The following is a 14,870-nucleotide window of genomic DNA, read 5'->3' as shown; positions in this document are numbered from 1 at the left end:
GCTTCAGGACGGTTTCTCTTATGCCGTTTATGAACAGCAAGATGCCAGGCGGCGACAGGATGTGGATCAGGTGATTGATCCTCATGGTATCGAGCGTGAGCGAGCTGTGCTGGTCGATGGCAATTTGCGCAAACGCTACACTATCGCCATCTCGGCAACCGGGGAATATACCCAGTATCACGGTGGTACCAAGGTTGCAGCACTCTCGGCCATTGCAACACTGCTTAATCGGGTCAATGAAGTCTATCGCCGTGATGTGGGGGCCGAGTTTCAGCTTGCAGCTGATACGGATAATGTGATTTTCACCGATCCTGCGACGGATCCTTTCACCAACTCGACCCAGGATATCGCCATCAACCAGACCCAACAGGGGTTGTTGCTCAATCCTTCTTTTGATCTGGGCCATCTGCTGGCGACATCAGGCGGCGGGGTGGCGACCCTGAGATCTTTATGCAACCCTTTCAGCCGTTCACGGGGCATGACCGGAGGCTCACAGCCTATCGGTGATGCATTCTTTATTGATTATGTGGCTCACGAATTGGGGCACCAGCTGGGGGCCGAGCACTCCTTCAATGGCATGGCCGACAGTTGTGCAACAGGTCGCAAGGCTAGCTCAGCTTGGGAACCGGGCAGTGGCTCGACCATCATGGCCTATGCCGGGATCTGTGGTGAGGAGAATCTGCAGGTTAACAGCACACCTTTTTTTCACAGCAAGTCGATCGAGCAGATGCGGGCTCTGATGGCCTCTCTGCCCTCCTGCGGCACCGACCTGGCGCTTGCCAATAACGCGCCGGTTGTGGATGCGGGGGGCGATAGGGTGATCCCCGCCAATACGCCTTTCACTCTTGTCGGTAGTGCGCTGGATCTGGATGGTCATCCCCTCAGTTACACCTGGGAGCAGGTTGATCTTGGCAATGCATCCTACAGCGTGGCAACCATGGTGGATGATGGAACCCGCCCGCTGTTTCGTTTTGTTTCACCAACATCGGATCCCCGTAGAACATTGCCCACCATGAGCTCTCTGATATCGGGTGTCTTGGCCAAAGGAGAGGCGTGGCCTGCGACCAATCGCAATCTCCAGTTCCGCCTTACCGCACGTGATGGTCAGGGGGCGGTGAGCAGTGATGAAATGGTGGTTCAGGTGATCAATACCGGCGCGGCATTTGCCATCACAGCTCCGCAGATCGGCGCCATGGTGGCGGGTAGCACTCAGCTAGTGACATGGAATGTTGCCGGGACCGATCAGCCTCCTATCAATTGTCCCAGCGTGGATTTGGCACTGACACAGAATGGTGGTTCTACTTGGACTACGCTGGCAAGCGGGCTTGCCAATAACGGTTCGGCCAGTGTGGTGTTGCCTGCACCGTTGACCAGCACGGCCAGGCTGAAGCTGGCATGCAGCAATAATATTTTTTTCTCTATCAATGGGATAAGAGGTAATGCGTCTGCCACTACGGAAAGTGCAACTGTCATTACCGACAACAATGCGGGTGGTGGCGGCGGTGGCGGCGGTGGTGGTGGTGCAGTGAATCTTATCGTGATCCTCCTGATGGGAGGGGCAGCCGGATGGCGCAGGTATTACGGTTAGTCGTCAGTTTGCTGTTTCTGCATATCTGCGTGGCGCCTGTTGTGGCCGCATCACTGACCGAGGCAATAGATGAGAGTCTTGCTGCTCAGGATTATCGGCTCATCGTGCGCGGCGGGCGCGGTGGTATGGCCCCGGGGGTTGTGGAGTCATTGCAAGCAGAAGCGATAACCCGGTGCGGAGTCCGTTATCTGAAAGGGTTCGGTGATGTAATTGAGATGGGCAAGGAGTCGGAGTTTGAGCTGCGGATTGACTATGCCACCCGATATAACCGACAGATGCTGGAAAGGTGCATGCCGGAGGCGATTTCAAGGCCGTAGTGGCTGTTCAACAACGGCGTGTAAATTGGCATGATTGGAGTTATAACTCTAATATTCCAAACATAGTGATAGCCTCAGGGGAATGATTCGATGGCTCACATATGAGCCTCCATATAATTTTTTTGGAGTTTTAACTCTATTAAAAAGAACTGCTGAAAAAGCTAACAAAATTAGCTGTTTATAAACTATAACTCACTAACTTTATGATTTTAAATGAAATAAAATTCATTTAATTTTTATTGAAAAAGTTGAATTGTGATTTGCGTCACGTTATTCTCGCCGGCTGTTCAGTCAGGTGATTAATAATGATGAAGTTCACAATAAATGCAATCTCAGTTGTCATCGCAATGTCAGCCAATATCGCGCTGGCATCCCCATGGCATATGATCGAAAAACGCAGCAAGCAGGCCGATGAACCTGTAAGAGCTAGCGCATACAATATCTTTGAGGTAGAACCGGATTTTTTAGAAAATCTGCGCTTGGGCCAAACCGTGATTGCGCTACCATTGCCTGATGGCAAGATGGTGCAATATGAATTGGAAGCCTATTCCGTATTACCGCCTGCGCTGGCAGCAAAATACCCAGATATCATGACCTATAAAGGACATGAAGTGGGTACCGCCAGCAATACCGGTCGCTTTAATATTTCTCCACGCGGTTTTAACGGCATGTTTATGCATGCTGGAGAGCAGGTGTTTGTCGATATTCAGCGCAACGGTACCTACGCTGTCTATTACAAAAAAGATGTACATTCAATGAGTGGCAAGAATATCAATGAGATCATTGACAAGTCCGAGCTGAAAAAAAATCTAGAAAATAATACTGAAGCGGCTCGTAACGAGGCTAATTATAGCAAGGCAGCACTTACCCAGTACAGCATTGCATTCTCTACCACTGGTGCATATACCAAGTTCTTTGGCGGCAAGGCGCAAGCCTTGGATTCACTGGCTGTATTAGTTAACCGTTTAAATGAGGTGTATGAAAGGGACTTGGGTGTTCGTTTCGTATTGGCAGAGGGAAATCACAATATTATATTCGAAAATCTTGCTGACGATCCTTTTGTGAATGGAAGATATCCAGGTGAAACAAGAGATACTCTTATAAATGCTAGAGTTCAGAGAGAGAAACTGATTAGTAGAGAGATTGGTTATTTCGACCTTGGCCATGTATTGACCGCGGGTAAAGATGCAGGTTCGGCGAGAGTTGGGTCATTATGTGATGACATAGGATATTTTTATTCATCCAGGTCTCAAGCTGTTACAGGAAATATAAATCCTGTTGGTGATGCATTTTTTATTGACTTCGTTGCGCATGAAATTGGCCATCAATTTGGCGCCAATCATACCTACAATGCAAATGGGACACAAAGAGAGCCCGCTATGGCATGGGAGCCAGGCAGTGGTAGTTCAATAATGGGTTATGCGGGTTTGATGGGGGAGCAAAACGTACATCTCAACAGCGAGGCTTATTTTCATAGCAAGTCGATTGAGCAGATGCTGCAGCATATCATCGCGAGAGAAGCCAAAGCGCAGAAAGGGGAGATCGAAATCAAGGACGCAGCGATTCTTGCACCGACTATCGCATCGCGTTGTGGCGCCTCTATTCCGAGACAGAATGGGGACAATTTGGAGCCGGAAATTACCGAAGTGCCGCCAGTGCATGTGATCCCTAAAGGTGTGGCATTTAGCCTGAGTGGTAAGGGCAGTGATCCTGATGGTGATGCACTTGTTTACACTTGGGAGCAGGTTGACCTGAGTGATGATGCAACGACGAGTGGCCATCAATTGAGCTCCGGGTTCCTTGCTACCGGTCCCCTTTATCGTTACGCCGCGCCGACAACATCCCCGGTTCGCCACTTTCCTTCGCTGGCTACCCAGTTAAAAGGGGAAGCTGAGAAAGGTGATGTCTGGGTTAATGTGCCGCGCACCCTTAACTTCCGTCTGGTCGCCCGTGATGGCAAAGGCGGTGGTGCCTATGGTGAGACCTCGGTCGAAGTGGTTGATACAGGTTCACAAACCTTCAAGATATTGCCAGCCCCTGACCAGCGTATTCTGGTTGGCAGCACGACCACAGTGAACTGGCAAGTAGCTGGAACCGACGGTGGCCGCATCAACTGTCAGCGGGTCGATATCAGTTATAGCAACGATGAAGGCAAGAGCTGGCAGCCGCTGGTCAATGGCGTGAACAACAATGGCGCCCATGAGGTGACCATTCCGGCCAATGCTGGCAGCGCTGTTCGCCTCAAGCTGGCCTGTAGCGACAATATCTTCTATGCCATTACGCCAAAACTGGCGACCAAGAGCAGTGATACACCGGCTCCCCAGCCTGAAAGCAATGGCGGCGGTGGTGGTGGCGGTTCGACCGGTCTGTTCGCGCTGTTGGGCCTTGGTATCGCTGCGCTGCTGCGTCGTCGTGAGATCATGAGCTACTAAACCAGATAACCCAAGGGTGAGATTACCCATCTTTGGTAAATTGATAAACCAAGCGAAGAGGCGTTAGCCTCTTCGCTTTTTTTGTATGGTTTACAAGGTCGCTTTATCGAGCGCACAATGCCTGCGTCACTCTCTTGATGGTCGTGGAACCATTATTTATTTGAAGGAAAATCAAGATGATGGATGTTTCTGATCTGCGTCGTGAATACTCCCGTGGCGGGCTGCACCGGGCCGATCTGCCGGCCGAGCCGCTGGCGCTGTTCGAGAAGTGGTTGGCGCAGGCTTGTGAGGCCAAACTGACCGATCCCACCGCCATGGTGGTAGCGACGGTGGATGCCGATGGTCAGCCCTGGCAGCGCACCGTGCTGCTCAAGCACTACGATGCCCAGGGGATGGTCTTTTACACCAACATGGGTAGCCGCAAGGCGCAGCAGCTGGAAGGCAATCCTCGTATCAGCCTGCTCTTCCCCTGGCACACGCTGGACAGACAGGTGCATGTGACCGGTCGGGTGGAGAAGATGAGCACCTTCGAGGTGATGAAGTATTTCCACAGCCGTCCCAAGGATAGCCAGATCGCTGCCTGGGTCTCCAAACAGTCGACCCGCATCTCGGCCCGCGGCGTGCTGGAGGCCAAGTTCCTCGAGCTCAAGCAGAAGTTTGCCAATGGCGAAGTGCCGCTGCCGAGCTTCTGGGGCGGATTCCGGGTGGTGATCGAGACGGTGGAGTTCTGGCAGGGGGGCGAGCACCGGCTGCACGACCGCTTCTACTACACCCGCGACGGGGATGGCTGGCATATCGAGCGTCTGGCTCCCTGAGCGCGCTATTCAAATCTGTTTTCACAAGGAGTGTGTATGCGTCTGTATGGTGATCTGCGTTCCGGCAACTGTTACAAGGTGTGGCTGCTGGCCCGCTGGCTGGAGCTGCCCCTTGAGTGGGTTGAGGTGGATATTCAGGCGGGGGATACCCGTACCCCCGCATTTCTGGCCATGAACCCCAACGGCAAGATCCCGGTGCTGGAGATTGGCCAGGGCGATACGCTGGCGGAATCCAACGCCATCCTCTTCTATCTGGGGCAATGCAGTACCTTGTGGCCAACCGATCCGCGCCAGCAGGCCGAGGTGCTCAAATGGATGTTCTTTGAGCAGTACAGCCATGAGCCCTACATCGCGGTGGCCCGCTTTATCGTTCACTATCTCGGCCGACCCGAGTCGCAGGAGGCGCGGCTCGACGGTCTGAAAGCCGGTGGCGAGAAGGCGCTGGCGGTAATGGAGCAGCAGCTGAAACAGAGCCCCTACCTGTGCGGTGATGCGCCTACCATCGCCGATATCGCCCTTTATGCCTACACCCATGTGGCAGAGGAGGGGATCTTCTCTCTGCAGGGGTGGCCAGCTATCCGTAGCTGGATCGCCCGTATCGAAGCCCATCCCCGTCACCTGACGCTGCCAGCGGCCTGTCAGGCCAGCTGATGGAACTGCTGATCGAGGCCAGTCTGTCGCAACCGCAGTGGGCTGCGCTGTTGCTGCACTGGCAGCAGCAAGGTCATCGCTGGCAGCTGCTGCTGGGCAAAGAGGCGGCGGCCGCCCTCGATCAAACCGATGCCCCCTGGGCGAGCAGCCCTCCAGACGGGGTGCTCTGCCCGGGGGCCCTGCTGGCTGCTTGGCTCGATGGGGATCTGCTGGCGGATTTTCATGTTGATCCCAGCCGCCAGGTTCTGATCAGTGCCTCTACCTCCCTATTGACCCTCGCCAAGGAGCAGGGACTGCTCACCCTTGGCCCTGTGGGGGCCGATCTGCCGCTCACCCCCGAGGCCGATTTGGGCGCAGTGCTCAATCGCCTGCTGGCGCGCCGCGTGACGGTGCCGACCCTGGCTGAGGGGCATTCGCTATCAGGTGTCGTATTGCGACAACTGCAGGCCGACGATGAGCGCGAGATAGTGCGCTACTGCAGCGACGAGGCGCTGGCGCGCTACACCCTCAATATTCCTCACCCCTATCCGCCGGAGGGGGCCCGCGACTGGCTGGCGCTCAGCTGGCGCAAGGCGGCGCTTGGCCTTGGCTGGAGCTGGACTATCACCTTGCCAGAGGAGCAAGGTGCGGCGCTGGTTGGGGTGATCTCCCTGCACTGGAATGGCGAGCTCGCCTGGTGGGTGGGCGTGCCCTGGCAAAATCGCGGTCTGGCGACCCGGGCCGCCAGCTTGGTCAAGGGGTTCGCCTTTGACCAACTGCAACTGCCTGCGCTGACGGCTCGCCATATGCCAGACAATTTAGCCTCCGGCCGGGTGATGGCAAAAGTGGGGATGCACTATCGCGGGCGGCGCCATATCAGTGGTCGCCAGCCGTGCGAGGTGAGCTACTGGCGACTGGATCGCGCACCCTCCTTACCCAATCCCTTGCCCGAGGAAATTTCCTGCTGGCTGGCAGATGAGCGGATCGCCGTGGTGATCCTGTGGGATCCCGCAACGAGCAATCGGCAGAGTGCCAACGGCAAGCTGGCCATCTTGCTCTTTGTGGATGAGAGGGGCGCGGGGGAGGAGTCCTGCTCTATTCGCTGCCCGCCGCATCTTGAGAGGTCTCTGGAGCTGCACTGTTACCCCGTCGAACTGCTGGAGCAGGCCGAACCGGAGCAGTTGTCCCATCTTGGCGGCGTCTTGCTGAAAGACAGGGATGAACAGGGGCTGGCGTGGTTGCTGCAACTAACCGCGCTGCAGCGTCAAGGGTCCGACCTGCTCAGCCGCGAGGAGCGCGCATCACGGCTCCACTGGTTCAACCAATTGATGGCGCAGGCGCTGGGTGGCAACGGTGACTCGTCGCAGATACGCTATCAGCAGTTACGGCTGCTAGTGGAGCTGCCGGAGCTGGTCGATGAGCTGGATGGTTGTTGGCATCAAACGCCCGAACTGACCTTTGATCGGTTGGCGCGGGAGGCTCCCGCCCTCTGGTTTGCCTACCGTGAGGCGATGAACAGGGTCACCCCGGCTACGCTAACCGCCTTGCAGCAGCAGTTTGCAGCTCGTTTTCCTGAGTGCACCCTCCCATTTTTGGACAAAGGTACTCAGAATGACCAGCCGTTGTGTGGAATAATGCCCGCTCTGCTGTACGAGGAGTAATACCTGATGTTGAGAACCGAGCGCCCCGGTGACATGCTGCCGGTTTATGAGCTGCTGAGTGCCGCCTTCGGTCGTTCCGATGAGGCCGAACTGGTCAACCGCCTGCGCGAATGTGGTGCTGCCGTAGTGACCATGGTCGAAGAGGAAGAGTTCGAGTTCATGGGGCACCTGATGCTAAGCCCGATCACCATTAACGGCATGGAAGGGCCCTGGCTCGGTCTGGCGCCGGTTGCGGTTCATCCCGACTGGCAAGGTCAGGGGATTGGTTCTGATCTCATCCGTGAAGGGCTTGATACGGCGCTCGAGATGGACTGGAAAGGGGTGGTTGTACTTGGGGATCCGGCCTATTACAGCCGTTTCGGTTTCCGCCCGGCCAGCGAGTTTGGCCTGCACTGCATCTATGAGGTGCCTGCCGACTGCTTTATGGCGATGGAGCTGCAGGAAGGGGGGTTTGCGGGTGTGCAGGGTGAGGTGCTCTACCACCCCCTGTTTGATGAACTCCCCGACGAGCTGCCGGACGCGCAGGCAGAAGAGTCCCATTTATAGCGAGACGTCGCAGCGACAAGCTATAACGAAAAAGCCCTCAGCGAGGGCTTTTTCATCTTGTATTGGTCCCTGCCGGGCTTATTCGAGCAAATTGGCTCAGGCAATGATATCGAGCTGGGTGCCCTTGCGATTATCTTCGCCCACCATGTCACCCATCTGCTGGGCGAGCGGGCTCTGCTGGAATTGCATATAGTCGCTGAGATTCTGCTGGCGCTGGTAGCGATTCGCAGCCTGATACATATCAGCCGTGCTCGGGCCCGACTTGCTGTCGCTCTCCTGACCGCTGGCCTCCAGGTAGCGCTCCACCACGGCTTTCTCCTGCTGGTTAGCCGTATAAGAGACAGCCAGGGTTCTGCGAGCCGTTGCTTTCTCTTCGCTCTGTGCCTGCAAGTCATCCTTCTTAGCCAGTGCTTCGTTACGGGCCTGACTGACCTGCTCGGGTGTGACAGCGGGAGAGGAGAGGTATTTGCCGTAATCAGGCAGCGGCATGGGCCGGGAGGTGATTTGCATGGTGGCGCTTCTCTTTTGAACAGGGACGGACGCATGATACCCATCCATTTTAGTTCAATAAATCACCACTTGTCGGTTCATCAAGAGTGGGTTCAGTTTCGCGCATCGATTGTTAATTGAACCGCATCTGAGTGACAAAAAAGGCGCCATAAGGCGCCTTTTTATCCTTCGTTTACCGCCGGATCAGTTGAAGAACCAGTAACCACGGTTGACCAGACGGGTCAGCAGTTGCAGGAAACCGGCCTGATCGGCCAGCTCCACCATGTCGGCCTGAGTGATGATGTCCTTGTCACACAACAGGGAAATGGCTGCCGCGTCTTCGCTCTGCAGAGTCCAGGCTTCGCCGTCGATGAAGCATTGCTGGCTCTCGCCGCTAAACCAGACGGTGCGCAGGCCCGGCACCTTGATGGCGGGCTCGCCCTGGGTCAGCAGGTCGGCAACCTCTTCGGCGCTGTAGTCCGGCTCGACCGGATTGACGTCCAGGTCGTGCTTGGCCTCGGAGATCATGGTGCCGAACCACTCCTTGAACAGGGTCTCGTCATCGAGAGCCTGCTGCATCAGCTCGCGCAGACGGTGCAGCTCGTGGGGCTGGATCTCGCCGTGACGGGCACGGGGCTTGAGATCGACATCGCCGTAACGCTCGGTACGTACCTCGTTGTCGATCAGGTGATCGGCAAAGGAGGAGATAAGCGCCTTGGCATCCGGTGCACGGAAGCCCACCGAGAAGTTCATGGAGGGCTCGATGGCGTAGCCCTCGTGGGGGAATCCGGGCGGAATGTAGAGGATGTCGCCCGGCTCCATGATGACGTCGATGATCGCCTCGAACGGCTCGCAGTGCAGCAGGGCGGCGTGGGCGGCAAACTCGTTGAGTGGCTTGGCATCGCCAACCCGCCAGTGGCGTTTGCCCAGACCCTGGGTGATGAACACGTCGTAGTTGTCGATGTGGGGGCCGACACCCGCGTGAGGGGTGGAGAAGCTCACCATCACATCGTCAAAGCGCCAGCCCGGAATGAACTGGAACGGCACCGCCAGCTCGTTCACCTCGGGGGCCCAGTGGTTGCAAGCCTGTACCAGAATGGTCCAGTTCTCTTCGCCCAGATGGTCGTAGGATTCGAAGGGGCCGTGGGCCGCATCCCACTTGCCATCGAAACGGGTGACGAGGCGGGACTCTACCACCTCCTCCATGGCCAGACCCGCCAGCTCGTCCGGGCTGATGGGATCCTGAAAGTCCTTGAAGCCGCCCTTGATAAGGAGCGGGCGCTTCTGCCAGTAGTGCTCGAGGAAGTGAGCGATATCCAGATTGAGTTCGTACATGCTGTTTCTCGTGTCTCGCAAAGAGGTTTTGCCCAAGGCGGGCTTGGGAAAAGCCACTCGGGACCCTGCCGTGGCAGGGAAAATAACAGGGGCCCTGTTGCAGATCATGCACAGGGCCCCGGTGGAATCATTTATCCGCTTATTTCAGCAGATCAACCAGACGCTGGGCGTCACCGATGTAGTTGGCCGGGGTCAGCGTCTTCAGCTCAACCTTGACCGCATCCGGCAACTCCAGAGTGTCGATAAAGGTACGCATCCCTTCGGCATCGACGCGGCGACCACGGGTCAGCTCCTTGAGCTTCTCGTAGGGCTTCTCGATACCGTAGCGGCGCATCACGGTCTGGATCGGCTCGGCCAGCACTTCCCAGTTGGCGTCCAGATCGGCGGCCATGGCGGCGTCGTTGGCTTCCAGCTTGGAGATGCCCTTGAGGGTCGCCTGATAGGCAATCAGGGAGTAACCCACCGCCACACCCAGGTTGCGCAGCACGGTAGAGTCGGTCAGATCACGCTGCCAGCGGGAGATGGGCAGCTTGCTCGCCAGATGCTGGAACACGGCGTTGGCCAGACCCAGATTGCCTTCGGAGTTCTCGAAGTCGATGGGGTTGACCTTGTGCGGCATGGTGGAGGAGCCGATCTCGCCCGCGATGGTGCGCTGCTTGAAGTGACCCAGGGAGATGTAACCCCACACATCGCGGTCGAAGTCGATCAGGATGGTGTTGAAGCGGGCCATGGCGTCGAACAGCTCGGCGATATAGTCGTGCGGCTCGATCTGGGTGGTGTAGGGGTTCCAGGTCAGACCCAGGGAGGTAACAAACTCCTCGGAGAACTGGTGCCAGTCCACATCCGGATAGGCGCTGAGGTGGGCGTTGTAGTTGCCGACCGCACCGTTGATCTTGCCGAGGATCTCCACCGCCATGATCTGCTTGAACTGGCGCTCAAGACGGTAGGCGACGTTGGCCATCTCCTTGCCCATGGTGCTCGGGGTCGCCGGCTGGCCGTGGGTGCGGGAGAGCAGCGGCATGTCACGGTACTCGTGGGCCAGACGCTTGAGCTCGCTGATCAGCTTTTCGCAATAAGGCTTGATGACCTCTTCGCGAGCGGTTTTCAGCATCAGACCGTGGGAGTTGTTGTTGATGTCTTCCGAGGTACAGGCGAAGTGGATGAACTCGCTGACAGCCGCCAGCTCCGGGTTCACTTCGACTTTCTCTTTGAGGAAGTACTCCACCGCTTTCACATCATGGTTGGTGGTGCGCTCGATCTGTTTGATACGGGCGGCGTCACTCTCGTTGAAGTTGCTGACGATGCCGTCGAGCAGGGCGTTGGCGGCCGCGCTCAGGGCAGGGACTTCCGGGATCCCGGCGTGGCTGGCCAGTTTTTGCAACCAGCGCACCTCGACTTCGACGCGAAAACGCAGCAGGCCGAATTCGGAGAAGATAGGGCGCAGGGCATCGGCCTTGTCGCCATAACGACCGTCAATCGGGGAAACAGCAGTCAGCGCGGACAGCTCCATGGGGTGAACTCCTGATGATTTGTGTGGGGGATCCGTATCCACTCGCGCGTGGGGCTGAGTTGTCATCAAGGCGGATGTGCGGCTGTTCACCCTGATGTCGTCCTCGGCTGGCCCGCGCGCGAGCCGATGATTAGTAACGTTTGGCCAGCTCCACCATCTTCTTGCGAGCGAAGATGATCTGGGTGCGGCTGCCACCGAGCTGACGCCACAGCACGCAGGCACGAATGCCCGCCAGCAGCAGGGCGCGCACCTTGTGCTGCACCAGCGGCTGCTGCAGGAACAGCGGGGTACCCGCCACCTGGATGCGCGGCCCGATGGGGCTGATAAGATCGCTGTAGATGCTCGCCATGTTGGCCAAAATCTGCTCGTCGAGCAGATCGAAGTGCTGTTGCTGGCGGCCAATCTGGCTGATCCGCTCACCCAGCATATTGAGAATGTCCTTGCGCTTGGCCAGCTTGCGCTCCAGTGCAATCAGGCTTACCACATAGCGGGTCAGCTCGGCATTCTTCTGGCTGCCGTCGGCACCCAGCTGCTCGACCAGCGCACGGTAGCCGTCGCGAATGGCCAGATGTGTGTTGTTGAACACCTCGAGCGGCTGGCTCGGGTTGGTCACCAGAATGCTGGAGAGGCTCTCGCGCAGGGCGGCCTCGTCACAGTTGCCGTCTCGGGCCACCTTCTGCACCAGATACGCGGCCTGGCAGATGCCGGCAAAGGCCATGGTTCTGTCTTGGAATTTATCGCTCACGTCTGCTGCCTTCTGTTAAGGATTCAAACCGGATGGCTGAAACGTTGTTCGATGATGCCACCGCCCAGACACACTTCCCCGTCGTAGAAGACGGCGGATTGGCCAGGGGTCACCGCAGCCTGTTTCTCGTCGAAGATGACCCGGATGGTCTCGTCGTCGATGGGCTGGATCAGGCAGGGGATATCCTGCTGACGGTAGCGGGTCTTGACGGTGCAGCGACGCGGCTCGCGAATGGGAGTGCGATCCACCCAGTGCAACTGGCTGGCAATCAGGCCATCGGAGTAGAGGCGGGGATGTTCGCCCTGCGCCACCACCAGCACGTTGCGCTCGACCTCTTTGTCGACCACATACCAGGCCTCTTCGGTGGCATCTTTGCGACCACCGATGCCGAGCCCCTTGCGCTGGCCCAGGGTGTGATACATCAGCCCCTGATGCTCGCCGATCACCTTGCCATCCACGGTCTCGATTTTACCGGGCTGGGCGGGCAGGAACTTGGCCAGGAAGTCCTTGAACTTGCGCTCGCCGATAAAGCAGATGCCGGTGGAGTCTTTCTTCTTGGCGGTGATGAGATCCAGCTGCTCGGCGATGCGGCGCACCTCGGGCTTCTCCAGATCGCCAACCGGGAACAGGCTCTGACCCACTTGCTTTTCGCTCAGGGTGTAGAGGAAGTAGCTCTGATCCTTGTTGGTATCGAGCCCGCGCAGCAGGCGCGGGCGGCCTGTGCTGTCGTCACGGCGCACATAGTGGCCGGTGGCGATGTAGGTGGCACCCAGCTCTTCGGCGGCAAATTCGAGGAACGCCTTGAATTTGATCTCCTTGTTACACAGGATATCCGGGTTCGGCGTGCGGCCAGCCTTGTACTCTTCGAGGAAGTGCTCGAACACATTGTCCCAGTACTCGGCCGCGAAGTTGATAGTGTGGAGTTTCATCCCCAGCTTGTCGCAGACGGCCTTGGCATCAGCCAAATCCTGGGCGGCAGAGCAGTACTCGTCCGTGTCGTCTTCTTCCCAGTTCTTCATGAACAAGCCTTCGACCTGATAGCCCTGCTGCTGGAGCAGGTAGGCCGAGACGGAAGAATCCACGCCGCCGGACATGCCGACGATCACCTTGATTTGGCTGTTGTCTGTCATTAGTCGAAGTTACCAGTTCGTTTAAACGGGGCGTATTCTACCAGAGTTTTGCGCCCCCGGTCACATATCCATGCCGCAGTTCCCATCAGGAGCCTGATAGCAGGAAATCGTTTTTCTGTTTGTCAGCACCATGATGAAAAAATGGTGCCAAACGGTATCGGATAGCCTGTTCACGATCTGTCACGAGAGGCCGTCAGCAAGGTAAAGAGCAGCGCAGGAACCGGAGCGTATATATATACGTGAGGATTCCGAGCAGCACATGAGCCTTGATCACGGCCTCGCAGTAAGAGCGTGGGCAGGTTCTCAAATAAAGGCCTTGAGGGCCGAGAGTGGCAGCCGTGTCCCCGCCAGATAATCCTGAATGCACTGCCATACCAAGGGGCTTCTCAGGGCCGGTTTACATTCCGCTATTTCTTCCAGAGTGAGCCAGTGGCAAGCCAGCACATCGCCGTCAGGATCCTCTGGATGGTGCTGACCCGGCGCTTTTTCAAGGTCGAAGATGATGGCGGTGCGCACATAGGTGGCCTCGCTGTCGGCCGGTTTGAACAGATAGGTACCAAGCCAGGCGGTCGGCGTGGCGGTCAGCCCCGTCTCCTCTTTCAGCTCGCGGCAGGCCGCTTCCAGCAGGTTTTCTCCCGGCTCCACATGGCCAGCAGGCTGGTTGAAACGGCGCTGGCCTTTTATCTCCTCTTCTACCACCAGAAAACGGCCTTGCCACTGCACCACTGCTGCGACCGTCAGGCGCGCCTCCATGCGGGCATAGCTGGTGGTCGATTGCTCTGCCTGATTGCTCATCATGACTCCTTGTCGCTGCTATTGGGATTGCCCGCTCGGGCCGGTCGGCGTGCCGTTCCTCGCCCGCTGCTGCGGGGTTTGCCGCCGGTCGGGTTCGTGGCTGCGCGCTCGGTTGGGTGAGTGCTGCGGGGGCGTTCGTCCCGTCTCGGCTGGCTAGCCCGCCGTGGCGCCTCCCCTGCCGGTTTGGCCGGTTTGGCGGTATGAGCGCCTGAACGGGATGAGGAGGGACGCGGGCGGCTGCTGGAGCTCGGCACCAGCTCGGGAGCGGGCAGGGCGCGGCTCTCGCCGGGGGCCAATCCATCTAACGTCCAGTCACCGATGGCGTAGCGAATAAGGCGCAGGGTGGGGTGGCCGATATGGGCGGTCATCCGCCGTACCTGCCGGTTGCGCCCCTCGATGATCTTGATCTCCAGCCAGCTGGTGGGGATCTCCTTGCGCTCGCGAATGGGCGGATTGCGCGGCCACACCGCAGGTTCATCCATGATGCGCGCCCCGGCGGGCAGGGTCATGCCGTCATTGAGCTCCACCCCGGCGCGCAGAGCGGCCAGTTTCTCCTCGCTCGGGATCCCTTCCACCTGCACCCAGTAGGTCTTGGGGGTCTTCTCCCCCGGCTGGGTGAGACGCGCCTGCAGCTTGCCATCGTTGGTGAGCAGCAGCAGCCCCTCGCTGTCGCGATCGAGCCGCCCTGCGGCGTAGATGCCGGGCTCTTTGATGTAATCCTTGAGGGTCTCGCGGCCCGCCTCGTCGGTGAACTGGCAGAGCACCATGTAGGGCTTGTTCAGCAGGAGCAATTTGCGATCCTCTGGGGCCAGCTCCGGTTTGCGGGGGGATGCATGGCGGGGGGCGGCTGGTTTGGCCGCCGTGCGCGGGGCGTTAT

The 14,870-nt window shown here is 57.9% G+C and carries 14 protein-coding genes; 7 read left to right on the top strand and 7 right to left on the bottom strand.

The features are described 5' to 3' along the window. From AACS18_RS15345 to AACS18_RS15315, 7 genes are all read left to right on the top strand, one after another. Positions 1-1,588 (top strand): reprolysin-like metallopeptidase (locus tag AACS18_RS15345; protein ID WP_108612629.1); only part of this gene is annotated, 1,588 nt, incomplete at its 5' end. Then, positions 1,567-1,905, top strand: a complete 339-nt coding sequence (locus tag AACS18_RS15340; RefSeq protein ID WP_108539451.1) for a hypothetical protein — start codon at positions 1,567-1,569, stop codon at positions 1,903-1,905. The genes AACS18_RS15345 and AACS18_RS15340, both read left to right, overlap by 22 nt. Before the next feature lie 305 nt (positions 1,906-2,210). Next, positions 2,211-4,337, top strand: a complete 2,127-nt coding sequence (locus AACS18_RS15335) for a reprolysin-like metallopeptidase (RefSeq protein ID WP_108612627.1) — start codon at positions 2,211-2,213, stop codon at positions 4,335-4,337. 176 nt (positions 4,338-4,513) lie between these two features. Then, positions 4,514-5,152 carry a pyridoxamine 5'-phosphate oxidase gene (pdxH, locus tag AACS18_RS15330; RefSeq protein ID WP_108612626.1) on the top strand — a complete coding sequence of 213 codons (639 nt, stop codon included), beginning with the start codon at positions 4,514-4,516 and terminating at the stop codon, positions 5,150-5,152. A 36-nt stretch (positions 5,153-5,188) separates the two neighbouring features. Continuing rightward, a complete protein-coding gene (locus AACS18_RS15325) occupies positions 5,189-5,803 on the top strand; it encodes a glutathione S-transferase family protein (RefSeq protein WP_108612625.1) in 615 nt (204 codons plus the stop codon). Then, positions 5,803-7,443 (top strand): GNAT family N-acetyltransferase, encoded by a 1,641-nt coding sequence (locus AACS18_RS15320; protein ID WP_108612624.1) that lies wholly within the window; start codon positions 5,803-5,805, stop codon positions 7,441-7,443. Before AACS18_RS15325 ends, AACS18_RS15320 begins: the two co-directional genes overlap by 1 nt. A 6-nt stretch (positions 7,444-7,449) precedes the next feature. Further along, the gene (locus AACS18_RS15315; RefSeq protein WP_108612623.1) at positions 7,450-7,989 is read left to right on the top strand and encodes a GNAT family N-acetyltransferase; all 540 of its coding nucleotides are present in this window, start codon (positions 7,450-7,452) and stop codon (positions 7,987-7,989) included. A 96-nt stretch (positions 7,990-8,085) separates the two neighbouring features. Here the strand turns inward: AACS18_RS15315 and AACS18_RS15310 are convergent, their stop codons facing one another. The 7 genes from AACS18_RS15310 to rluE form a co-directional block, all read right to left on the bottom strand. Continuing rightward, positions 8,086-8,499: a hypothetical protein gene (locus AACS18_RS15310; RefSeq protein ID WP_108612622.1), complete on the bottom strand. Its 414-nt coding sequence runs from the start codon at positions 8,497-8,499 to the stop codon at positions 8,086-8,088. A gap of 183 nt (positions 8,500-8,682) precedes the next feature. After that, complete coding sequence (locus tag AACS18_RS15305) at positions 8,683-9,813, bottom strand: ribosomal protein uL16 3-hydroxylase (RefSeq protein WP_108612621.1); 1,131 nt, start codon at positions 9,811-9,813, stop codon at positions 8,683-8,685. Positions 9,814-9,952: 139 nt separating this feature from the next. Continuing rightward, positions 9,953-11,323, bottom strand: a complete 1,371-nt coding sequence (gene purB, locus AACS18_RS15300; protein ID WP_108612620.1) for an adenylosuccinate lyase — start codon at positions 11,321-11,323, stop codon at positions 9,953-9,955. Positions 11,324-11,453: 130 nt separating this feature from the next. Continuing rightward, on the bottom strand, positions 11,454-12,068 hold the full coding sequence (gene hflD, locus AACS18_RS15295; protein ID WP_073349509.1) for a high frequency lysogenization protein HflD: 615 nt from the start codon (positions 12,066-12,068) through the stop codon (positions 11,454-11,456). A gap of 23 nt (positions 12,069-12,091) precedes the next feature. Then, positions 12,092-13,198 carry a tRNA 2-thiouridine(34) synthase MnmA gene (gene mnmA / locus AACS18_RS15290; protein ID WP_005353619.1) on the bottom strand — a complete coding sequence of 369 codons (1,107 nt, stop codon included), beginning with the start codon at positions 13,196-13,198 and terminating at the stop codon, positions 12,092-12,094. A gap of 303 nt (positions 13,199-13,501) precedes the next feature. Next, complete coding sequence (locus AACS18_RS15285) at positions 13,502-13,993, bottom strand: NUDIX hydrolase (RefSeq protein WP_069555648.1); 492 nt, start codon at positions 13,991-13,993, stop codon at positions 13,502-13,504. Then, positions 13,993-14,870: 23S rRNA pseudouridine(2457) synthase RluE (gene rluE / locus AACS18_RS15280; RefSeq protein WP_108612619.1), on the bottom strand; the 878-nt coding region annotated here is incomplete at its 5' end. The genes AACS18_RS15285 and rluE, both read right to left, overlap by 1 nt.

Origin of the sequence: Aeromonas sp. HMWF015, assembly GCF_963878965.1 — a bacterium.
Lineage (GTDB): Bacteria > Pseudomonadota > Gammaproteobacteria > Enterobacterales > Aeromonadaceae > Aeromonas > Aeromonas veronii.
Note: the sequence above shows the minus strand (reverse complement) of the source record. Positions and strands in the feature narration are given on the sequence as shown.